The organism is Pseudomonas sp. MYb327, assembly GCF_040438925.1.
Taxonomy (GTDB): domain Bacteria; phylum Pseudomonadota; class Gammaproteobacteria; order Pseudomonadales; family Pseudomonadaceae; genus Aquipseudomonas.
Window position 1 is genome coordinate 2934991 of sequence record NZ_CP159258.1, and the last position, 21137, is coordinate 2956127.

The following is a 21137-nucleotide window of genomic DNA, read 5'->3' on the forward strand; positions in this document are numbered from 1 at the left end:
CCGGGATACAGAGGGATACAAAACCCTCGAAAATGGGCGTTTTTGCGTCTGTGTGTATCCACCGACAAGCCAGATACACTGCAATACAAAGGGCTGCGGGCGAGCAGGCAAAGGCTCGATAGACTGTGCGACATCCCCCACTGATTAGAGGCAAGGCCCCCATGGAACACGTCGATCACATCCTCATCGTTGACGATGACCGCGAGATCCGAGAACTGGTGGGCAACTACCTGAAGAAGAACGGCCTGCGTACGACGGTTGTGGCGGATGGGCGACAGATGCGCACCTTCCTCGAATCCACGCCGGTGGACCTCATCGTGCTGGACATCATGATGCCGGGCGACGATGGGCTGATGCTCTGTCGCGAACTGCGCGCCGGCAAACACAAGGCCACCCCGGTGTTGATGCTGACCGCCCGCAACGATGAAACCGACCGCATCATCGGCCTGGAAATGGGCGCCGACGATTACCTGGTCAAGCCCTTCGCCGCCCGTGAACTGCTGGCGCGGATCAACGCGGTGCTGCGCCGTACGCGGATGCTGCCGCCGAATCTGGTGGTCACCGAAAGCAGCCGCCTATTGGCCTTCGGTCGTTGGCAGCTGGACACCTCGGCCCGGCACCTGCTGGATGACGACGGCACCATGGTCGCACTCAGCGGCGCGGAATATCGCTTGCTGCGGGTATTCCTCGATCATCCGCAACGGGTGCTCAACCGCGACCAATTACTTAACCTGACCCAGGGCCGCGACGCTGATCTGTTCGATCGCTCCATCGACTTGCTGGTGAGTCGCTTGCGCCAGCGCCTGCTGGACGATGCCCGCGAACCGGCCTACATCAAGACCGTGCGCAGCGAGGGCTATGTGTTTTCCCTGCCGGTGGAAATCGTCGGGGCGCCAGCATGAATCTTTCGATGCGTTGGCCTCGCACCCTGGCTTCGCGCCTGTCGCTGATTTTTCTGATCTGCTTGATCCTCGCCCAGGCACTGTCTTTCGGTGCGCAGTATTACGAGCGTTACGAAAGCGCAAAAAACACCATGCTCGGCAATCTGGAAACCGACGTCTCGACGTCCATTGCCATCCTCGATCGCCTGCCGGCCAACGAACGGGCAAGCTGGCTGAAACAACTGGATCGGCGCAATTACCGCTATCTGTTGGATGAAGGCTCGCCCGGCACCTCCATGGACGTGGACATGCCCGAGGCGCCCATCGCGGTGACCTCGATCAAGGACGCCATCGGTATGGATTACCCGATGACCGTCACCGACATTCCCGGCGCGCAGAAACGCTTTCAGGTCCACCTGAAACTGTCGGACGGCAGCCCGGTGACCATCGACGTGCGCCCTTCGATGGTGCCGCTGTCACCCTGGTTGCCAATGGTGTTGCTGGGGCAACTGGCCCTGATGCTCGCCTGCACCTGGCTGGCGGTGCGCATCGCCATCCGCCCGCTCACCCGCCTCGCCGAAGCCGTGGACACCCTCGACCCCAACACGCACCCGGTGCTGCTGGACGAAAAAGGCCCGACCGAAGTTGCCCACGCGGCCAAGGCGTTCAACGCCATGCAGGCGCGCATCGCCGCATACCTGAAAGAACGCATGCAGTTGTTGGCAGCGATTTCCCACGACCTGCAAACACCGATTACCCGGATGAAACTGCGCGCCGAGTTCATGGATGATTGCGTGGAGAAAGACAAACTCTGGAACGACCTCGGTGAGATGGAACATCTGGTGCGCGAAGGCGTGGCCTATGCGCGCAGTGTCCACGGTGCCACCGAAGAAAGCCGCCGCACCGACCTGGATTCATTCCTCGACAGCCTGGTGTTCGACTATCAGGACGTGGGCAAGGAAGTTCAGTTGAGCGGTAAAAGCGCCACCGTCATCGACACCCGCCCCCACGCCCTGCGCCGGGTGCTGGTAAACCTGACGGACAACGCCCTGAAATTCGCCGGCGCCGCCGAGCTGCTGGTCGAGAAGAAAGCCGATGGCAGCGTCTCGGTAAAAGTCATGGACCGTGGTCCAGGCATTGCCGAAGAGGAACTGGCCCAGGTCATGGAGCCGTTTTACCGCGTGGAAAACTCGCGCAACCGCAGTACGGGCGGCACCGGTTTGGGCCTGGCAATCGCGCAGCAACTGGCGTTGGCGATCGGGGGATCGTTGACGTTGAGTAATCGCGAGGGTGGTGGTTTGTGTGCCGAACTCAAGTTAAAGCCCCTGTAGGAGCAAGCTTGCTCCTACAGATACCGGGACCGCAGGAAAAACAGTAACGCCGCTGAATGCATATACGCTTAGAAAACCCCCAGAGAGGGGTGTATGGGGAACCATGATCGAGGGTCACGGCGGCATGCTCGACCGCATGGACTCGATCTGTTTCGCGGCGCCGATCTACTTTCACCTGACGCGGTATTTTTTCTCCGCGCCATAAAGCCCATCTCATCTGTAGGAGCTGGCTTGCCAGCGATCGCGGTCGAACCATCAACATAGATGTTGACTATGCCGCCGCCTTCGCTGGCAAGCCAGCTCCTACAGGATTTGTGTGTATCTGATCCATCTCTGTGCAAACGATCATTGCAGGATTTGTGTGTATCTGATCCATCTCTGTGCAAACGATCATTGCAGGATTTGTGTGTATCTGGTCACGCCAAACCCAAAACCCTTTCCTCATGCATCTGCTGCAACAACGCCAACCCGCCATCAAAAAATTCCTGCACCCCATCCTTCGCCGCTTCCACCGCCAACCCTTGCAACTGAGCACCTCCCGTCAATTCGGGAAACTCGTCAATGCGTTGCAACAACCGCCACGCCAAGGGGCTCAACTCAGAAAACTTCACACTGAAATCAACATCCCGACGCACCAACAATAACGTCGGCTCGGCCGGTGCCGAGTCCGGCTGATATTCCGGGCCGACCCTTTGCACGGGCCAGGCATACGCCAACGGCCAGGCCAGGGGCGACACTTGCAACGGACGATCCAGCAACAATTCGGCATTGCCAGAGGACAACGGCTCGGCCTCTGATTGTTGCAGGGCCATTTCCACCCATTCGTAGTGCGCCAGTTCCACCATGAATGGCGGCCACGTTCCCTCAGCCAACGCCTGCGGATCAGACGCGAGAAACTCGACAAACTCCTCGGCGATCTCACCGAATTTCGGCGTGTGGGCACGGTAATCGCGCAGGAAAATCCGCACCAGTTCACGCCACTGTTGATCACCCAGAATCTTCACCAGCACCGGAAAGGTGCCGCTGATCAATGACGACAGGTTGGCAAACACCAGATCGCGGTAAACCTGTGCCCGCGCCGGGTCCATCTCGGGCGGTGGCGCGCAGTGATCAGGGTCGCGCAGGTACAGGCCCATGCTGTTTTGCTGTTCATGCAGCGAGCGCTTAACCACGGTTCACCTCCTTGGACTGCAAGCGGCGAATGGTCTGCAATTCGGCGACCAGTTCGGAAAACGCCGGGAAGTTGAAATCGCGCTCCAGCAGGGTCGGTTGCGCACCGAACCGGGCGTACGCTTCTGCCAGCAACGACCACACCGCCGGTTTCACCGAAGCACCGTGGGTGTCGATTTTCAAAGTGTCGGATTCATCGAAATGCCCGGCGATGTGCATCGCCACCACGCGGTTCGAATCAATGTCCGCGAGGAATGTCTGCGGATCAAAACCGTGATTGATCGAATTGACATACACGTTATTGACGTCCAGCAACAGGTCGCAATCGGCTTCGCGCAGCACGGCGTTGGTGAACGTCACCTCGTCCATGTCCTGCTGCGGCGCGGCATAGTAGGAGACGTTTTCTACCGCCAGGCGTCGACCGAGAATGTCCTGGGCCTGCCGGATACGCCCCGCGACGTGATGCACCGCTTCTTCGGTGAAGGGCAACGGCAACAGGTCGTAGAGATGACCGTCATCGCTGCAGTAACTGAGGTGCTCGCTGTACAGCGGCACGTTGTAGTGATCGAGGAAAACCCGAACCTCTTGCAGAAACCCGACGTCCAGCGGCGACGGCCCGCCCAGTGACAGGGACAAGCCGTGACAGGACAACGGATAGCGCTCGGCCAGGTCCCGCAGCGCAGCGCCATGGGCGCCGCCGATGCCGATCCAGTTCTCCGGTGCGACTTCCAGGAAATCGAAATGGCCGGCGGGAGCCGCCAGGAGGTCCTTCATTAAACCGCGACGCAAGCCGAGCCCGGCGCTGGACCTGGCGGATGTGATGGGGGTTTGCATGATGTCGGTCTCAAGGGTTGTCAGTACGGAATCACAGTTAAGCGAAGCGGTGTATCGGGCCTGTGTTCCGCACTGACCGAAAACGGCAGTGCTTGTATCGGCGGCGGGTCTGTACACACTCACATACAAACCCGCCGGTCAGGGTTACGCCAGGTTGTACTTCTCGCGCACTAGATGGCCGATGCCGATGCGATCCAGCACGTCCATCGGGCACAGGAACGTCACGCGCACAGTGCCCGGCAGGCGGCTGATGTCGATGGAACCGGTGATGGTCGCGCGGTTGAGCACTTCGTCGTACGGCAGGCCGGTGACGGAAGCGGCGCGTTGCAGGCCGTTCTCCACTGCCAAATTGAGGTTTTCGCCGCTGCCGATGAAGGTGATCGGGCCACTGTGCTCGATCTCGTGCTGACCCCAACGGGCGCCGAGTTCGCGGACCTTGGCCCGTTGCTCGGCGGTCATTGGCCGCGCCATCGGCGGCAAGTCATCTAAGTTTTGCAGGAGGATCGGACCTTCCAGCGTCAGGTTTTTCACCACCTCGACCACCACTTCGGTTTCCCCGGAGCAATCGGTGGCGTGCCCGGCGATTTCGCCGTTGCCTTGCTGGGCGTGCATGTCACCCATGTACACCCCGGCACCTGGCACTTTCACCGGGCAGATCAATACGCAGCCTTCGCGGATCGAGTTGGTGTCCATGTGGCCGTCGGTCTTCGCCGCGTGCAGCTCTTCGCGGCTCATGCCGAAACGGTGCGGGGCGTTGATCAGGTACTGGCCGAAGTCGGCGCAGTTGTGCGAGTCGGGGATATCACGGGACGGCATGGTGCCGATGTTGCCGAGGAACGGCCGCATATGCGCGGCGACGCCGGGAATATCGGCGCGGGCCAGGGACAGGATCGAGTGCTGCGCGGCGAACTCCGGCAGTGCCGACATTTGCGAGGCGTTGCCGGCCAGTTGATTGGCGATGTCCTGATTGACCGTCAGGCTGACCTGGTTCTGCGCATCGAACACGATCACGTAGCCATGGCTGAAGCGAAACGCGCTGACTTCGGCGCCACAGTTGTTACAGCGAATCGAATCTTCGCCAATGCCATCGACGTGGCTGGCCGGATGCTCGGTGCCGCACTTGGAACAGAATTTGGAGACGAACGGGTCGCCGTTGTAGCGCCCTTCAACAAACTTCATCACGCCGGAGGATGTCGCCAGCGAAGTCACGCGCATGCTTTTGATCTTGATCGCCACGGCATCACCGATTTCCGCACCGACAATGGCCACCGGTTGCGTCACTTCATGGCCGCCTTCGAAGGCTGGCGTGATCATCGGCCCCCAGCAGCCCGGCGGTGTGCCGGTGATCAGCGTGCCGCCATCGACCAGCGGTCCAAGCATCGGCTGGCTCGGGCCGATGATGCCATTGGTGTAGTGATCGACCCGCAGGCGATCCACCGGCGTGGCGTTGAGGTTGGATTGAGGCACAAGCGTTGTCATGGATATCCCCTACGGTGTCAGGAGCGAACGGTCGCCTGATGCGACGACCTGGAAGTAGCGTTAACGCGCGTTTACAGGCGTCAGACGGTGTTCACAGTTCAGCGCAGGTTTGTATCTGGTCTGTGTTCGCGGGTGGCCTTGAATTGAGGGGGACTGTATCGAGAGACCGGTTAGATACAGTGGGATACATGCGCAGGTCCGATAGCGGTGTCAGACAACAAATGTGCTGGATCTGCCGGCCTCATCGCGGGCAAGCCCGCTCCTACAGAGTTCAGTGTTGAACCAGGACATCCAGTCACAGGGCACCTTCGTCGCCTGGAAACGCGGCATTCGACCAGCGAACTAAACTTAATCCACACAGGACATCCCGATGTCCTGTCCATTCCCCACGACCACCGCCCAGCGGCACATGCCCAGGCAAACAAAGCCTCTGGACCGTGATCCTTTCTGAAGGAGCACACGTGATGGACGAGGCCAGACTCAACGATTTCATGGGCAAACTGGTGAATGACATGGGCGGCGCGGCGATGCTCGCCAACGTCATCCTCGGCGAAGAGCTCGGGCTGTATCGGGCCATGGCCGACAGTCAACCCGTCAGCCCCGAAACACTCGCCGAAAAAACCGGCTGCAACCCCCGCCTGGTGCGCGAATGGCTCAGTGCTCACGCCGCTTCCGGCTACATGGAACACACCGACGGCCAGTTCCGCCTGCCCGAAGAACAAGCGCTGGCCCTGGCCATCGAAGACTCTCCGGTCTACATCGCGGGAGGCGTCGGGGTCGTTGCATCATTTTTCCATGACAAGGACAAACTGGTCAAAGCCATGCGCGGCGACGGCGCCCTTCCCTGGGGCGATCACCATCCGTGCATGTTCAGCGGCACGGAGCGATTCTTCCGCCCCGGCTACAAAGCGCACCTGATCGCCGAATGGCTACCGGCCCTCGACGGCGTGGTGGCGAAACTGGAAGCCGGGGCCAAAGTGGCGGACATCGGCTGTGGGCACGGGGCTTCGACGGTGATCATGGCCCAGGCGTTTCCGGACTCGCGCTTCGTCGGATTCGACTACCACGCGCCCTCGGTCACCGTCGCCACCCAACGCGCCGAAGAAGGCGGCGTGGGCGGCCGGGCCCGGTTCTTCCAGGGCACGGCGAAAAGCTACCCCGGCAACGACTATGACCTGGTCTGCTATTTCGACTGCCTGCACGACATGGGCGACCCGGTGGGCGCGGCCAAACATGCCTACGAATCGTTGAAGCCGGACGGCACGGTGCTGCTGGTGGAACCGTTCGCCAACGACTCACTGGACGACAACATCACCCCGGTGGGCCGGTTGTTCTACGCGGCTTCAACGTTTATCTGCACGCCCAACTCGCTGTCCCAGGAAGTCGGCCTCGGCCTCGGCGCCCAGGCGGGCGAGGCACGGTTGCGCAAGGTGTTTACCGAGGCCGGTTTCTCGAGTTTCCGCCGGGCCACGGAAACGCCGTTCAACCTGATTCTTGAAGCACGCAAGTAAACTCAGTTGCCTTTTGTAGGAGCTGGCTTGCCAGCGAAGGTGGGTCAGCTACATTGATGTCGACTGACACGCCTTCGCTGGCAAGCCAGCTCCTACAGGTCTCCCGACATGCTCAATAGCCTTATCCACGAACAACTCGACCGGCTCCAGCAGCTCATGGCCGACGAACCGTTCGTGGTCCTGACCGGTGCCGGGATCAGCACCCCGTCGGGCATTCCGGACTATCGCGACAATCAAGGCGTGCGGCGTGGCCGGCAGCCGATGATGTATCAGGAATTTCTCTCGGCGCCCGAATCCCGGCGGCGCTATTGGGCGCGGGCGATGCTCGGCTGGCCGCGGGTTCGCCAGGCACAGCCGAATGTGGCCCACGACACCCTCGCCCGTCTGCAAAGCACCCGGCAGATCAGCGGTTTGATCACCCAGAACGTCGACACCTTGCACGACCAGGCCGGCAGCCATGACGTGATCGAACTGCACGGCAGCCTGCACCGGGTGTTGTGCCTTGATTGCGGCCGGCGCAGCGAGCGCGATTCGATCCAGCAACTGATGGAAGCGCAGAACCCTTATCTGGCGGGCGTGGACGCGGTGCAAGCGCCGGATGGCGACACCCTGCTTGATCCAGCGTTCGAAGCGCGCTTTCAGGTACCACATTGCCCGCATTGCGCTGGCGAGCGGATGAAACCGGACGTAGTGTTCTTTGGCGAGAACGTCGCCCAGGCCACGGCAGCCAAAGCAATGGCAGCGGTCGAACATGCCGCAGGCCTGTTGGTGGTTGGCTCTTCGCTCATGGCTTATTCCGCGTTCCGCCTGTGCCGGGCGGTGGTGGATCAGGGCAAGCCGTTGCTGGCGATCAACCTGGGCAAGACCCGGGCGGATGACATTCTGGATATGAAGATCGAGGGGTCCTGCGAAAAGCTTTTACCCCTGTTGGCACAACGCCTGAACACCTGACAACACCGGAAACTGTAGGAGCTGGCTTGCCAGCGATGGCGATAGTTGAATCGCCGCACATCCGAGAATCGATCGCCGGCAAGCCGGCTCCTACAGGATCGGGCTAAACGATGATCAAGCGCTGACCAAGGTTCTCCTCCTTGAGCACATCAAACAACGCCTGCGCCGCCGCCGACAGCTCTCCCCCCGGCAACGTCAGCACGCCAATCGCCCTCTCGACCACCGGGTCGCGCAAGGTAATGCAACGGGCGCCCAGTTCACGCATTTGCCCGGCGCACAACGCTGGCACCGCGCTCACCCCCAGACCGCTGGCGACCATCCGCCCGACCGTCGCCAGTTGATGGCTTTCAAATTCCACCGGCAACTTCATGCCCCGCGTTTGCAAGTGTTCTTCCAGCATGACCCGCAGCGTCGAAGGTCGCTGCAAGGTGATGAACGGCTCCTCGAGCAGGGTCTGCCAGTCGATGTCATCCAGCACGGCCAGCGGCGAATCATGGGGCACCACCGCGACAAAGCGGTCGATGTACAGCGGCGTAAATTGCAGCGACGAACTCTGGGTCGGTTCGAACGCCACGCCCAGTTCCACCTGGCGGTCGCGGACCATTTCCAGCACTTGCTCGTTGATCACGTCGTTGACCGTGACGTTGACTTTCGGGTACCGGGCGCGGAAGGTCTTGAGGATGGGCGGCAGCAAATTGCCGGCGAATGACGGCATGGCCGCCAGGGTCACACGCCCGCGTTGCAGGGTGAAGCGCTGACGCAGTTCGTCTTCGGCGTTGTCCCAGTCGGCGATCAGGCGACGTGCCAGCGGCACCAGGGACTCGCCCTCGGCGGTCAGTGCCACGTTGCGGGTGTTGCGGGTAAACAGCCGCCCGCCAAGGCCCTCTTCCAACGCCTTGATGGTCAGGCTCAAGGCCGATTGCGACAGGTGCAGGCGCTCGCACGCCACAGCGAAACTCAGACTCTGGGCCACGGCCAGGAAGGCGCGGATCTGCTTGACGGTCATAGGTCGCTTCGCTCCGTTTGTAAGCAGCAAATTTCGAGCTGCAAGATAAAATCAACAGCCAGGGAACCGGTAGAAGCTGGCTTGCCAGCGATAGCAATATGGCGGTCGACATTAATGTTGGCGTTATCCGACGCCATCGCCAGCAAGCCGGCTCCTAAAGGTTTACGCGCATCAGGCATTTAATGAGCTTTATCAATCAATCAAGCCAAAAAAACAACTTAACAAATCAATCTTGCGGCGCGACACTCAACTTCATTCGGCTAGCCAGCCGCCCACAAAGAATAAAAGAGGTGCATATGGCAGGTTTCGACAAGCGCGTGAGTTCCTATGAGGAAGCTCTGGCAGGTCTTGAAGACGGCATGACCGTGATCGCTGGCGGCTTCGGCCTGTGCGGCATTCCGGAAAACCTGATCAACGAGATCAAACGCAAAGGCACACGCGACCTCACTGTGGTTTCCAATAACTGCGGCGTCGACGGTTTCGGCCTCGGCGTTCTGCTGACCGACCGCCAGATCAGCAAAGTGGTCGCGTCCTACGTCGGCGAAAACAAGCTGTTCGAAGAGCAACTGCTCAAGGGCGAAATCGAAGTCACCCTGACCCCGCAAGGCACCCTCGCCGAAAAAATGCGCGCAGGCGGTGCCGGCATCCCGGCGTTCTTCACCGCCACCGGCGTCGGCACTCCGGTTGCCGAAGGCAAGGAAGTGCGCGAATTCCATGGCCGCAAGTACCTGATGGAAGAATCCATCACCGGCGACTTCGCCATCGTCAAAGGCTGGAAAGCCGACCACTTCGGTAACGTGATCTATCGCCACACTGCCCAGAACTTCAACCCGCTGGCCGCCACCGCCGGCAAGATCACCGTGGTCGAAGTCGAAGAAATCGTCGAACCGGGCGAGCTGGACCCGGCGCAGATCCACACCCCAGGTATCTACGTCGACCGGATCATCTGCGGCACGTTCGAGAAGCGCATCGAACAGCGCACCGTGCGTAAGTGATCCCCTGCCCCCGGACCGAATGAAGGAATAACAACAATGGCACTTTCCCGCGAACAAATGGCTCAACGCGTCGCCCGCGAAATGCAGGACGGCTTCTACGTGAACCTGGGCATCGGCATTCCGACCCTCGTCGCCAACTACATCCCTGAAGGCATGGAAGTCATGCTGCAGTCGGAAAACGGCCTGCTCGGCATGGGTCCTTTTCCTACTGAAGAAACCATCGATGCCGACATGATCAACGCCGGCAAGCAAACCGTGACCGCGCGTACCGGTGCGTCGATCTTTTCCTCGGCCGAATCCTTCGCGATGATCCGTGGTGGCCATGTCGACCTGACCGTGCTGGGCGCCTTTGAAGTCGACGTACAAGGCAACATCGCCTCGTGGATGATCCCGGGCAAACTGGTCAAGGGCATGGGCGGCGCCATGGATCTGGTGGCCGGCGCGGACAACATCATCGTCATCATGACCCACGCGTCCAAGGACGGTGAGTCCAAGCTGCTGGACCACTGTAGCCTGCCGCTGACCGGTGCCGGTTGCATCAAGCGCGTGCTGACCGATCTGGCCTACCTGGAAATCGAAAATGGCGCATTTGTCCTCAAGGAACGCGCACCAGGCGTCAGCGTCGAGGAAATCGTCGCCAAAACCGCTGGTAAACTGATCGTGCCGGACCACGTTCCGGAAATGCAGTTTGCTGACCAGTGAGGAATCATTCCATGCAAGAAGTCGTCATTGTTGCCGCCACACGTACCGCCATCGGCAGTTTCCAGGGTTCCCTGGCAAACGTCTCCGCCGTTGACCTGGGCGCGGCGGTGATCCGTCAGTTGCTGGCGCAAACCGGCCTGGACCCTGCTGAAGTCGATGAAGTGATCATGGGGCAGGTGTTGACCGCAGGCGCCGGGCAAAACCCCGCGCGCCAGGCGTCGATCAAGGCTGGCCTGCCGTTCGCCGTACCGGCCATGACCCTGAATAAGGTCTGCGGCTCGGGCCTCAAGGCTCTGCACCTGGGCGCTCAGGCGATCCGTTGCGGCGACGCCGAGGTGATCATTGCCGGTGGCCAGGAAAACATGAGCCTGTCCAACTACGTCATGCCGGGCGCCCGCACTGGCCTGCGCATGGGCAACGCGCAGATCATCGACACCATGATCAGCGACGGCCTGTGGGATGCGTTCAACGATTACCACATGGGCATCACTGCCGAAAACCTCGCCGAGAAGTACAGCCTGACCCGAGAGCAGCAGGATGCATTTGCCGCCGCGTCTCAACAGAAAGCCACCGCCGCGATTGAGGGCGGGCGTTTTGTCGATGAGATCACGCCGATCCTGATTCCCCAGCGCAAGGGCGATCCGCTGTCCTTCGCCACCGACGAGCAACCACGGGCCGGCACCACCGCCGAGTCCCTGGGCAAGCTCAAACCGGCCTTCAAGAAGGACGGTTCGGTCACTGCCGGTAACGCTTCGTCGCTTAACGACGGTGCTGCGGCCGTGATCCTGATGAGCGCCGAAAAAGCCAAGGCACTGGGTTTGCCGGTACTGGCAAAAATCGCCGCTTACGCCAACGCGGGCGTAGACCCGGCGATCATGGGCATCGGCCCGGTTTCGGCCACTCGCCGCTGCCTGGACAAGGCCGGTTGGTCCATCGACCAGCTTGAGCTGGTTGAGGCCAACGAAGCCTTTGCCGCGCAATCCCTGGCCGTGGCCAAGGACCTGGAATGGGACTTGAACAAGGTCAACGTCAACGGCGGCGCCATCGCCCTCGGCCACCCGATCGGTGCCTCGGGTTGCCGCGTGCTGGTGACCCTGCTGCATGAAATGATCAAGCGTGACGCCAAGAAAGGCCTCGCTACCCTGTGCATCGGTGGTGGTCAAGGCGTGGCACTGGCGCTCGAACGGGCTTAAAGCGTTCAACAGGCTGCGCGGGGACCCACGAAGACCCGTCGCAGTCTGGTAACACCCCCCGGTTCTGTGGCGAGATGGCAGCTTTGTAGGCGCCGGCTTGCTGGCGATCGCGGCGTGTCAGTCGACTACATTGTTGACTGGTGCACCGCGATCGCCAGCAAGCCGGCTCCTACGGGATTGTCCCTCTCGCAACAAACCGGGTTCTTTTTGCCTGGCGTTCGCGCGCTCGCTATGAGGCTGGAACTGTCACCCCAAAAACTGAAGGATCAACCAGCTATTGGCCCCACTGATCACCACAAACAACCCCCAGGCCAACACCCGGGTCGGAAGTCGATTCACCAACGGCCCCATCAGCTTCTGATCATTGGTCATGCGAATCAGCGGATACAACGCAAACGGCAGCTGCAAACTCAACACCACCTGACTCAACACCAACAACTTGCCAATCGCATCGTCGCCCATCAGCCACACGCCGATGAACGCCGGGATCAGCGCCAGCCCGCGGGTAATCAAACGCCGTTGCCAGCAAGGCAGACGCAGGTTCAGGAAGCCTTCCATGATCACCTGGCCGGCGATGGTGCCGGTGAACGTCGAACTCTGCCCCGAAGCGAGCAACGCGACGCCGAACAGCACACTCGCCAGCGCCCCGCCCACCAATGGATCAAGCAAGTGATAGGCGTCCTGGATGTCGACCACATCGGTGTGTCCGCTCTGGTGAAACGCCGCGGCGGCGAGGATCAGGATCGCCGCGTTGACCAGCAGCGCCAGGGCCAGGGAGCCGATGGTGTCGATGCGCGCCAGTTTCACCGCGTCCTGCTTGCTGGCCAGGTCCTTGCCGATCAGCCGGGTCTGCACGATTGACGTGTGCAGGTACAAGTTATGTGGCATCACCGTGGCGCCGAGAATGCCAATCGCCAGGTACAGCGGCGCGGCATCGGCTAGGGCTGACAGTGACGGTTTGAAACCCTGGGCAACGTCCGGCCAGTACGGTTTGATCAATAGCAGTTCGACAAAGAAACACACGCCGATGGTGGCCACCAGCACCAACATGATCGCTTCCAGACGTCGGAAGCCGCGGTTTTGCAAGGCCAGCACCAGCAACGTGTCGAATGCCGTGAGGGCGATGCCGACGGTCAGCGAACAGCCCAGCAGCAAGTGAAACGCCAAGGCACAGCCGAGGACTTCGGCGAGGTCGGTGGCGATGATCGAGATTTCCGCCAGCACCCACTGCGTGCGCGTGGTCCGCGTGCTATAGCGCTGACGGCACAGCTGCGCCAGATCACGCCCGGTGGCGATGCCCAGGCGTGAACATAGACACTGCACCACCATCCCCGCCAGGCTTGCCAGCAGCACCACGAACAACAGGCTGTAGCCAAACCGCGACCCTGCCTCGATGGCGGTCGCCCAGTTGCCTGGGTCCATGTAGCCGATGGACACCAACAGGCCGGGACCGGCAAAACGCAGGACACGCTTAAAAAAAGACGCGCCGGGATCGACGGCAACACTGCCCGCCACTTCTGGCGGACAAAACGGCGCGGTGCCGACTTTGGGCAAACTGAATTTCACTCAACGATCCATCAACAGGTGGAAAGCGCCCAGCTTAGACGTTTCGCCAGCGCGGGTGTATCTGCAAAACCGTAGGAACTGGCCTGCCAGCTCCTACAATTGACCACGGTGCATACGAAAGCTATGGACCACCACAAATCCCCTGTAGGAGCTGGCTTGCCAGCGATGGCGGAGTGTCAGTCACCGAAGATGTTGGCTGTGCCGGCCTCATCGCTGGCAAGCCAGCTCCTACAATTGACCACGGTGCACACGAAAGCCATGGACAACCACAAATCCCCTGTAGGAGCTGGCTTGCCAGCGATGGCGGAGTGTCAGCCACCGGTGATGTTGGATGTGCCGGCCTCATCGCTGGCAAGCCAGTTCCTACAGGGATTGTTTTTGTATACAAAATATCGGTATCTATAGAGCAATCTGGTACCCGCGATGCTAACGTTGCGGTCAGAAATGGATCGGAGATGTGCGCGTGCTGATGCTCAAATTGCTGGTGATTCCAGGGTTCCTGCTGCTGATTTCCCTGGCTGGTAAACGCTGGGGGCCGAGTGTGGCCGGTTGGCTGTCGGGGTTGCCAGTGGTGGTCGGGCCGATTCTGTTTTTCCTCGCCATCGAACAGGGTGAACTGTTCGCCGCCCAATCGGCCATGGCCGCACTGTCGGCGATGTTCGCGATGATTGCCTTTTGCGTGACCTACGCGCAGGTCGCCCAACGTGCCGGATGGCCACTGGCGCTGACGGTTTCGCTGTCGGTGTGGGCCTTGGCTGCGGTGGCCTTGTCGTTGGCGCCGCCGTCGCTGCTGTTCTCGGTGATCGCCGCCGCGACAGCGCTGCTGGCCGCGCCCTACTTGTTCCCAGCGGTGCAGCCGATCGTTTCCGGCCCCGCGCCGAAGTCCGACAAGTTACTGCTGCGCATGATTGCCGGCGCCCTGCTGACCCTCGCGGTCACCTTGCTCGCCAGCACCGTGGGTGATCGCTGGAGCGGCCTGCTTGCGGTGTTCCCGGTGCTCGGTAGCGTGATGGCAGTATTCTCCCAGCAAACCCGTGGCCCGGCGTTTACCGCAGCCCTGCTGCGAGCGACGGCCACCGGCATGTACTCGTTCTCGGCGTTTTGCCTGGTCCTGTCGCTGGCGTTGCCAAGTCTGGGAATGAATGCGTTTGCCCTCGGCGTCGCGGTGTCCGTGGCGATGTTGGGCGTGACCAAACGCCTGTTGGCACGGCCGGTAAAAACCCCCGCAAAACCTACGATTATTTCGCACGAGTAGAGCAATAAACTCGTGCGTCATTCGAACAGGTTTGGCCCACCATCAGCCTCAGTTCCTAACCAATCAACGACTGAGGCCTACACCATGAAATTCTTTTTCCACCCTTCGCCGAACCCAATGAAAGTCGCCCTGCTGCTCGAAGAGCTGCAAACCCCTTATGAACTGATCGGCGTCGACACCTTCAAGGGCGAGCAACACCAGCCAGCCTTTTTGGCGATCAACCCGAACGCCAAGGTCCCGGCCCTGGTCGATGGTGATGCCACAGTCTTCGACTCCCAGGCCATCCTGTTACACCTGGCGCAAAAACATCAGCGTTTCTTGCCGACTTCCGCTGCCGGCAATGCCGAATTGCTTTCGTGGCTGATGTTCATCGCCACCGGCCTGTCGCCGTTCTCCGGCCAGGCCGTGCACTTCCTGCATCACGCTCCGGAAGACCTGCCTTACGCGAAAAACCGTTACCTCAAGGAAGTCGAGCGTCATTACCGCGTGCTTGATCAACGCCTGGCCGAGCATCAATACCTGGCCGGCGACAGCTACAGCATCGCCGACATGGCGCTCTGGGGTTGGGGCAATTACGCGCCGTACATCCTCGGTGAAAACGGTTTGTCGGCCTATCCGAACGTCAAGCGCCTGTTCGAGCAAATCAGCGCTCGCCCGGCAGCCCAGCGTGCGCTCGGTTTGAAGGAAAAACTGGTATTGAAGGCCGAGTTCGACGAAGAAACCCGCCGCAATCTGTTCCCGCAACATCAGGCGCAGTGATCCGTCTCCTGACATTCGCCACAAATATTTGCACAAGGTCCGGAGAACGTGACCGTCCGTTAGCCCGCGCTGGAACCCGCCACAACCTCCATGGGATGATCGCGCCCCACCGCGCGACCATCCCTGGAGATTCCGAATGTCACTGTTGAGTAAAAAAGCCGTTGTCCTGTTGCTGGCAGCGGTTGCCAGCCTGGGGGCTTTGAATGCGCAGGCTGCCAAGGCCACCGCCAAGGAGACCGCGCAGGCTCAGAAAGTCTCGCTGCTTGGCGGCAAGTTCACCTTCACCCTGCCCAAAGGTTTCATCGCCAACCCGCTGCCAGCCAGTCCTACCGGCGCGAGCGGCACGCTGTACAGCAACGAGACCACCAAAACCGTAGTCATCACTGCCGAAAACAATCTGCCGGAAGGCACTCAGGTCAAGGATAACGACGGCGAGTTTCTCGACGGCACCGCGGCCGATTTCGACGCGTCACAACGCAAGGCACTGCCGGATTACAACAAGCTCAGCGAAAAAAGCCTGACCCTGAAAAGCACTGGGCTGGGTGTGCGCCAGGTCGACAGCACCGCCACCCAGGGCGGCGGCGTGACCCTCAACACCACGCTGATGGCAGCGTCCGGAAACCGCATGACCGTGATTCAGGTCATTTCCCGTCCAGGCGACATGGCGGCCCACGAGACGCTGATCAAACAGATCGTCAGCGGCAAATAGGCGTCAAGGATTGAGGCGTTGCAACCAGGCACTCAAGTCCTGAATCTCGTCGGCACTGATGCTGTGCCCGACGCCTTGATAGGCGTGAAACTCGGGCTCGAGTGAAACGCTCTGCAACAGACTGTTGGCCTCGCTGCCATCGCTGTACGGAAGTCTTGTGTCCGCGGTGCCATGACCGATGAAAATCGCCAGCGACTGGCGTTTTTCATCCGGTTTCAGCTCGGATTTGAGCACCGGCAAAATCCGCCCGCTCAACGCAGCGATCCCGCCCACTGCTTCGGGGTGTCGCAGGGCGACCTCGTAGGACATGATCGCCCCCTGGCTGAACCCCACCAGATACACCTTGCCCGGTTCGGTGTGATACTTCTTCGCCGCCTGGTCGACGAACTCCAGCAACACCTTGCCGCTGGCTTTCAGATCATCGGTCTCACCGTTGTAGGCACCTTCCCCCTTCTTGCGAAACCACTGATAGCTGCCCTCTTGCATTACCATTGGCGCGCGCACGGACAGGTAGTTGTACTGCGTGGGCAACTCATCCTTAATACCGAACAGATCCTGCTCGTTACTGCCGTAACCGTGGAGAAAAATCACCAGGGGCTGGTCGCGGGAATCGGGGTTGGCCTGCTCCAGGTACTTGAGCGGCAGATCGGTTTGCAGCGGGGTTTGAGCATGGACAGCAGCGGACGCGAGCAGCGTGAGCAGAGCGAGAAACTTCAACATAGACCTTCCTTCACAGTGCGCAGAATTCGGTTCAGAGCCTAACATCTCTTCCCGGCTACGCACTCCCCTCTGTAGGAGCTGGCTTGCCAGCGATAAAGGTCTCGAGGGTCCCATCGCTGGCAAGCCAGCTCCTACAGAAGAATCGGGTTAGTCGTTGATCAACTTGCCCACCCGAATCGGCTCGCGCCCCGCCACCTTCGCTTGCCAGGTACCCGGTTGCGTATAGCGCCCGCGATCTATCGCAAACAGCACGCCACTGGTACCGGCGCACACCGTGGTGACCTTGTCGTTCAACGGGTCAACCACTTCAAACACTGCATCGCCCTTCTCCACCCATTCACCGGCCTCGCGCAGAAAACTCACCACCCCGTGATGCGGCGCGAACAGGTATTCGGTGCCTTCGAACGGCATGCCCTCACAACATTCAGCCGGTGCCGCCGGCCAAGTACCATTGATGAAACCCTGCTCGGCGAGAAAACCAAGAATCGCCTCGCAATTGGCTTGCGCCTGGTCAACGCGGGTGTCACCCATGCTGCCCAGTTCCAGGGTCGTCGCCAGGTTGGCCGGTGGAATGGCAGCTTCGGGGAACGCCCTGGCCAGACGCAACCACGGCGAGGAGCAAGATTCGTCGAACGAGCTGCCACCCGAATCCTCGCACAGCAACGCGACACCGGCCTTCAGGCGTGCGGCCAGGGATTGCCACTGGGGCCAGTGTTGCGGCAGCGCGTAAATGTGAATCGCCGCGTCGAAGTCGCAATGCAAATCGAGGGTGATGTCCGCCTCGCAAGCGTGACGCAGCAACAGCCGATGCATCGCTTCCAGTTGCGAAGCCGGGGCCGGCAGGTCGTCGAGCACCTGGCCCATGGCCTGGCGAATCAGCGCGACGTTGGCCTCGGCATCGCTGCCCAGACGATCACCAATCAATTGCGCCACCGGCGCGCTGAGTTCGACAAACGCACGGTTGAAGTTCTTGCCGCTGCCCAATTCAAAACGGCCCATGTGGCTGCCTTGCAAATGCTGATCGAGACCGATGGGGTTGGCCACCGGCACCAGTTCGATCACGCCTTGCAACTGCCCCTGATTTTCGAGTTCGGTCAGGCGCTTTTTCAGTTCCCAGGCAGTACGCATTCCCGGCAATTCGTCGGCATGCAGGCTGGCCTGGATATAGACCTTGCGGGTGCCGGCACCAAAACGAAACACGCTAAGTGTGCGTTCGGTACCGAGATGGCTCCAGGGCAGAGAATGGTCGATGCGTTGCATAGGGAAACTCCTACAAAACTTGTAGAAGCTGGCTTGCCAGCGATGAAATCAGCACATTCAGCAAACGTGTGACTGTCGGATCGCCTTCGCTGGCAAGCCAGCTCCTACAATTGGGAAATGTGACGGGCAGGATAAATCATGAACATAAAAAAAGTGGCAGCCGCGTCAACGGCTGCCACTTTCTGAAACGGCTCGGTTATTCCTCGCCGTAAACGTCAAACTTGAAGTACTTGTCCTGCACTTGCTTGTACTTGCCGTTGGCGCGGATTTCGGTAATGGCTTTGTTGAACTGCTCGGCCAGCGCGGTATCGCCCTTGCGCACAGCAATGCCGGCGCCGCCGCCGAAGTATTTCGGATCGTTGTACTCAGGGCCTACGAACGCGAAGCCCTTGCCGGCGTCGGTCTTCAGGAAACCGTCGTCCAGGTTGACCGAGTCGGCCAGCAGCGCGTCAACGCGGCCAGAAACCATGTCCAGGTTGGCTTCCTGCTGGGAGCCGTAGCGAACCAGGTTGATCCCGGCCGGCACCAGCACTTCAGTGGCGAAACGGTCGTGAGTACTGGCGCGCAGAACACCGACTTTCTTGCCTTTGAGCTCGGTCAGAGGGTCCTTCACGTCGGTGCCTTCCTTCATCACGAAGCGCGCCGGTGTGTGGTAGTACTTGATGGTGAAATCGACGTTTTTCTTTCGATCATCAGTGATGGTCATGGACGACAGGATGGCGTCGATTTTCTTGACCTTCAGTGCCGGGATCAGGCCATCGAACTCTTGCTCGACCCAAGTGCACTTCACTTTCATCTGCTCGCACAGTGCGTCGCCGATATCCACGTCGAAACCGGTGAGCTTGCCGTCAGGGGTTTTCATCGAGAATGGCGGGTAACCGGCTTCGATACCGATGCGGATCGGCTTGGCGTCTTCGGCCACGGCGGTCAGGGACAACATCGACAGTGCCAAGGCACCAAACATCACTAGCTTCTTCATTTATAACTCCTGTGTGCGGAGGCTTTTATTGGCAGCTTTCGATTGTCAGCGTTCGGTCTGTAGCTTGTGGCTGGTAAAGACCGAAGTGGCCGGCAGTCTAGAGGGGCAACAGGAGGGTAAATTGTGTTGAAGCGACAATTACTTATAAAAAAGTGGCCAGGGGAGTGATGACGTTTGTGGTGTGCGCCATGGCGGTGCAAGGACTGTCGGACAATTCCTGATTTCAGAAAAAAACTACTCGATTTCCGGTGTTTTCTGAGGAAGAGTCGTACACGCCCGGGTGGCGATCAGCAGTGAATTGAGGTCAGCATTCGCAACCAACAACGGCTCGGTGCTGCGCCGGCACGCTCAACTCAAATCCTTCATCCAGCCACCCGGTCACGCCACCGATCATTTCCTTGACCGGATAACCCAATGCAGCCAGTTTCACCGCGGCCTTGTTTGCGCCGTTGCAATGGGGGCCAGCGCAATAGACCACGAACAAGCTGTTTTTCGGATATTCCGCCAAGGCTTCTGCGTTGATTAATCGTCCTGGAATATTGATCGCTCCCGGTACATGTCCGCGCTCGAATGCCAGGGGACCGCGCACGTCCACCAGAATGAAATCAACTTCGCCGGCAGCCTGGCTTCCCTGAACGTCGGAACAATCGGTTTCGAATGTCAGACGGTTGCTGAAGTGCATCAAGGCAATGGCCGATGGGGCGGCGGGAATTTCGCGGACAAGGCTGGTCATGGGCAGTACTCCTAAGTGTCAGTGGGTGTGAGCAGACTTTATCTGCCTGCCACTTGCGGCTACAGTGGCGCACAAGACACTCACCGGGAACTTTCCGCCAAATGCAGCCCACCCCTGGATTGGTCGCGATCCTGGCCTACGACGGCCTCTGCACTTTCGAATTCGGCATCGCCGTGGAGATCTTTGGCCTGGCGCGGCCGGAGTTCGACTTCCCCTGGTACACCCATCAAATCGCCGCCGTCGATCAAGGACCGATGCGCGCCATGGGCGGTATCCAGGTGCTGGCCGACGGCGGTCTGGAACTACTGGAACAGGCACGGACCATAATTGTTCCCGGTTGGCGCAACCGCAACGCGGCAGTCCCCGAGGCGTTGCTGACTGCCCTGCGCCAGGCCCATGCCCGGGGTACGCGATTGCTTTCTATCTGTTCCGGCGTCTTCGTGCTGGCTGCCACAGGTTTGCTCGACGGTCGCAGTGCGACCACGCATTGGCGCTACACCACGGAACTGGCCGAAAAATTTCCGAACATCCTGGTAGACCCTGACGTGCTGTATGTCGATTCAGGCCAATTGATCACATCGGCCGGCAGCGCGGCTGGCATTGATGCGTGTCTGCATCTGGTAGCCCGGGATTTCGGTACGCAAGTGGCGAATTCAGTAGCGCGGCGACTGGTGATGTCGCCGCAACGCACCGGCGGGCAGGCGCAGTTCATACCCACGCCGGTCAGTCCTACACCGCGCAGCGATCTTTCCCGCGTCATGCAATGGGCACGCGAACGTCTGCATGAACCACTGGAGGTGCGCGACCTGGCGAGCGAAGCAGCCATGAGTGAGCGTACGTTCTTGCGGCGTTTCACCGAAGCCAGTGGCCAATCTCCCAAGACGTGGCTGCAACACGAGCGCCTGGGCCGTGCCCGCGAACTGCTGGAAAGTACCCATCACAACACCGAGCAGATTGCCCTGCGCTGTGGTTACCGTTCGGTGGAAAGCTTTCGGGTGGCGTTTCGAAGCGTGGTCGGCGTGCCGCCGTCGGTGTATCGGGAGCGGTTTGGGCGGGAGGTCAAAGCCGTTTTGTAAGGTGGCCTTCAAGGCCCCATGGCGAGC

21 protein-coding genes and 1 pseudogene are annotated in these 21137 nt (G+C 60.3%); 12 read left to right on the forward strand and 10 right to left on the reverse strand.

The genetic code is table 11. The features are described from left to right. Window positions 1-161: 161 nt before the first annotated feature. The 3 genes and pseudogenes from ABVN21_RS13165 to ABVN21_RS13175 all read left to right on the forward strand — a co-directional run. Window positions 162-902, forward strand: coding sequence for a response regulator (locus ABVN21_RS13165; protein WP_339555256.1), 741 nt, complete (start codon window positions 162-164; stop codon window positions 900-902). Then, window positions 899-2212, forward strand: a complete 1314-nt coding sequence (locus ABVN21_RS13170; protein ID WP_339555255.1) for a HAMP domain-containing sensor histidine kinase — start codon at window positions 899-901, stop codon at window positions 2210-2212. Before ABVN21_RS13165 ends, ABVN21_RS13170 begins: the two co-directional genes overlap by 4 nt. A 67-nt stretch (window positions 2213-2279) precedes the next feature. Beyond that, window positions 2280-2417, forward strand: a pseudogene (locus tag ABVN21_RS13175) (phosphatidate cytidylyltransferase); the annotation flags it as partial. Window positions 2418-2628: 211 nt separating this feature from the next. On the opposite strand, the gene ABVN21_RS13180 reads toward ABVN21_RS13175, so the two are convergent. From ABVN21_RS13180 to ABVN21_RS13190, 3 genes are all read right to left on the reverse strand, one after another. Then, on the reverse strand, window positions 2629-3384 hold the full coding sequence (locus ABVN21_RS13180; protein ID WP_339555254.1) for a putative DNA-binding domain-containing protein: 756 nt from the start codon (window positions 3382-3384) through the stop codon (window positions 2629-2631). Next, window positions 3377-4216: a DUF692 domain-containing protein gene (locus ABVN21_RS13185; protein WP_339555253.1), complete on the reverse strand. Its 840-nt coding sequence runs from the start codon at window positions 4214-4216 to the stop codon at window positions 3377-3379. Before ABVN21_RS13185 ends, ABVN21_RS13180 begins: the two co-directional genes overlap by 8 nt. A gap of 144 nt (window positions 4217-4360) precedes the next feature. Beyond that, the gene (locus ABVN21_RS13190; RefSeq protein WP_339555252.1) at window positions 4361-5695 is read right to left on the reverse strand and encodes an acetamidase/formamidase family protein; all 1335 of its coding nucleotides are present in this window, start codon (window positions 5693-5695) and stop codon (window positions 4361-4363) included. 464 nt (window positions 5696-6159) lie between these two features. Between ABVN21_RS13190 and ABVN21_RS13195 the strand changes: the two genes are divergently transcribed. Together ABVN21_RS13195 and ABVN21_RS13200 are read left to right on the forward strand one after the other, a co-directional pair. After that, on the forward strand, window positions 6160-7206 hold the full coding sequence (locus tag ABVN21_RS13195) for a class I SAM-dependent methyltransferase (protein WP_339555251.1): 1047 nt from the start codon (window positions 6160-6162) through the stop codon (window positions 7204-7206). Between the two features lie 108 nt (window positions 7207-7314). Beyond that, on the forward strand, window positions 7315-8157 hold the full coding sequence (locus ABVN21_RS13200; protein WP_339555250.1) for an NAD-dependent protein deacetylase: 843 nt from the start codon (window positions 7315-7317) through the stop codon (window positions 8155-8157). Between the two features lie 103 nt (window positions 8158-8260). Here ABVN21_RS13200 and ABVN21_RS13205 read toward each other — a convergent pair whose 3' ends face one another. Further along, a complete protein-coding gene (locus ABVN21_RS13205) occupies window positions 8261-9163 on the reverse strand; it encodes a LysR substrate-binding domain-containing protein (RefSeq protein WP_339555249.1) in 903 nt (300 codons plus the stop codon). Then, window positions 9160-9342 carry a hypothetical protein gene (locus ABVN21_RS13210; protein ID WP_339555248.1) on the reverse strand — a complete coding sequence of 61 codons (183 nt, stop codon included), beginning with the start codon at window positions 9340-9342 and terminating at the stop codon, window positions 9160-9162. The genes ABVN21_RS13205 and ABVN21_RS13210 overlap by 4 nt, the downstream gene beginning before the upstream one ends. 117 nt (window positions 9343-9459) lie before the next feature. On the opposite strand from ABVN21_RS13210, the gene ABVN21_RS13215 reads away from it, so the two are divergent. From ABVN21_RS13215 to ABVN21_RS13225, 3 genes are read left to right on the forward strand one after another with little or no spacing between them, the layout of a single operon-like run. Further along, window positions 9460-10158, forward strand: a complete 699-nt coding sequence (locus ABVN21_RS13215) for a CoA transferase subunit A (RefSeq protein WP_046043267.1) — start codon at window positions 9460-9462, stop codon at window positions 10156-10158. Between the two features lie 36 nt (window positions 10159-10194). Further along, on the forward strand, window positions 10195-10860 hold the full coding sequence (locus ABVN21_RS13220; RefSeq protein WP_339555247.1) for a CoA transferase subunit B: 666 nt from the start codon (window positions 10195-10197) through the stop codon (window positions 10858-10860). Window positions 10861-10871: 11 nt separating this feature from the next. Next, complete coding sequence (locus ABVN21_RS13225) at window positions 10872-12053, forward strand: acetyl-CoA C-acetyltransferase (RefSeq protein ID WP_339555246.1); 1182 nt, start codon at window positions 10872-10874, stop codon at window positions 12051-12053. A gap of 246 nt (window positions 12054-12299) precedes the next feature. Here the strand turns inward: ABVN21_RS13225 and ABVN21_RS13230 are convergent, their stop codons facing one another. Further along, window positions 12300-13619 (reverse strand): Nramp family divalent metal transporter, encoded by a 1320-nt coding sequence (locus tag ABVN21_RS13230; RefSeq protein ID WP_339555245.1) that lies wholly within the window; start codon window positions 13617-13619, stop codon window positions 12300-12302. Window positions 13620-14082: 463 nt separating this feature from the next. On the opposite strand from ABVN21_RS13230, the gene ABVN21_RS13235 reads away from it, so the two are divergent. The 3 genes from ABVN21_RS13235 to ABVN21_RS13245 all read left to right on the forward strand — a co-directional run bounded on the left by ABVN21_RS13235 (window position 14083) and on the right by ABVN21_RS13245 (window position 16342). Further along, window positions 14083-14874 carry a hypothetical protein gene (locus ABVN21_RS13235; protein ID WP_339555244.1) on the forward strand — a complete coding sequence of 264 codons (792 nt, stop codon included), beginning with the start codon at window positions 14083-14085 and terminating at the stop codon, window positions 14872-14874. A gap of 84 nt (window positions 14875-14958) precedes the next feature. Next, window positions 14959-15633, forward strand: a complete 675-nt coding sequence (locus ABVN21_RS13240; RefSeq protein WP_339555243.1) for a glutathione S-transferase N-terminal domain-containing protein — start codon at window positions 14959-14961, stop codon at window positions 15631-15633. A gap of 136 nt (window positions 15634-15769) precedes the next feature. Continuing rightward, on the forward strand, window positions 15770-16342 hold the full coding sequence (locus ABVN21_RS13245; protein WP_339555242.1) for a hypothetical protein: 573 nt from the start codon (window positions 15770-15772) through the stop codon (window positions 16340-16342). Between the two features lie 3 nt (window positions 16343-16345). On the opposite strand, the gene ABVN21_RS13250 is transcribed toward ABVN21_RS13245, so the two are convergent. The 4 genes from ABVN21_RS13250 to ABVN21_RS13265 form a co-directional block, all read right to left on the reverse strand. Continuing rightward, a complete protein-coding gene (locus tag ABVN21_RS13250; RefSeq protein WP_339555241.1) occupies window positions 16346-17062 on the reverse strand; it encodes a dienelactone hydrolase family protein in 717 nt (238 codons plus the stop codon). A 147-nt stretch (window positions 17063-17209) separates the two neighbouring features. Then, entirely contained in the window at window positions 17210-18322 is a 1113-nt protein-coding gene (locus ABVN21_RS13255) for a succinylglutamate desuccinylase/aspartoacylase family protein (RefSeq protein ID WP_339555240.1), read from the reverse strand. A 196-nt stretch (window positions 18323-18518) separates the two neighbouring features. Beyond that, window positions 18519-19301 carry an ABC transporter substrate-binding protein gene (locus ABVN21_RS13260; RefSeq protein WP_223506146.1) on the reverse strand — a complete coding sequence of 261 codons (783 nt, stop codon included), beginning with the start codon at window positions 19299-19301 and terminating at the stop codon, window positions 18519-18521. Between the two features lie 304 nt (window positions 19302-19605). Then, complete coding sequence (locus ABVN21_RS13265) at window positions 19606-20034, reverse strand: rhodanese-like domain-containing protein (RefSeq protein ID WP_339555239.1); 429 nt, start codon at window positions 20032-20034, stop codon at window positions 19606-19608. Window positions 20035-20135: 101 nt separating this feature from the next. Here ABVN21_RS13265 and ftrA point away from each other — a divergent pair, with 101 nt between their 5' ends. Then, window positions 20136-21110 (forward strand): transcriptional regulator FtrA, encoded by a 975-nt coding sequence (gene ftrA / locus ABVN21_RS13270; protein ID WP_339555238.1) that lies wholly within the window; start codon window positions 20136-20138, stop codon window positions 21108-21110. Window positions 21111-21137 lie beyond the last annotated feature (27 nt).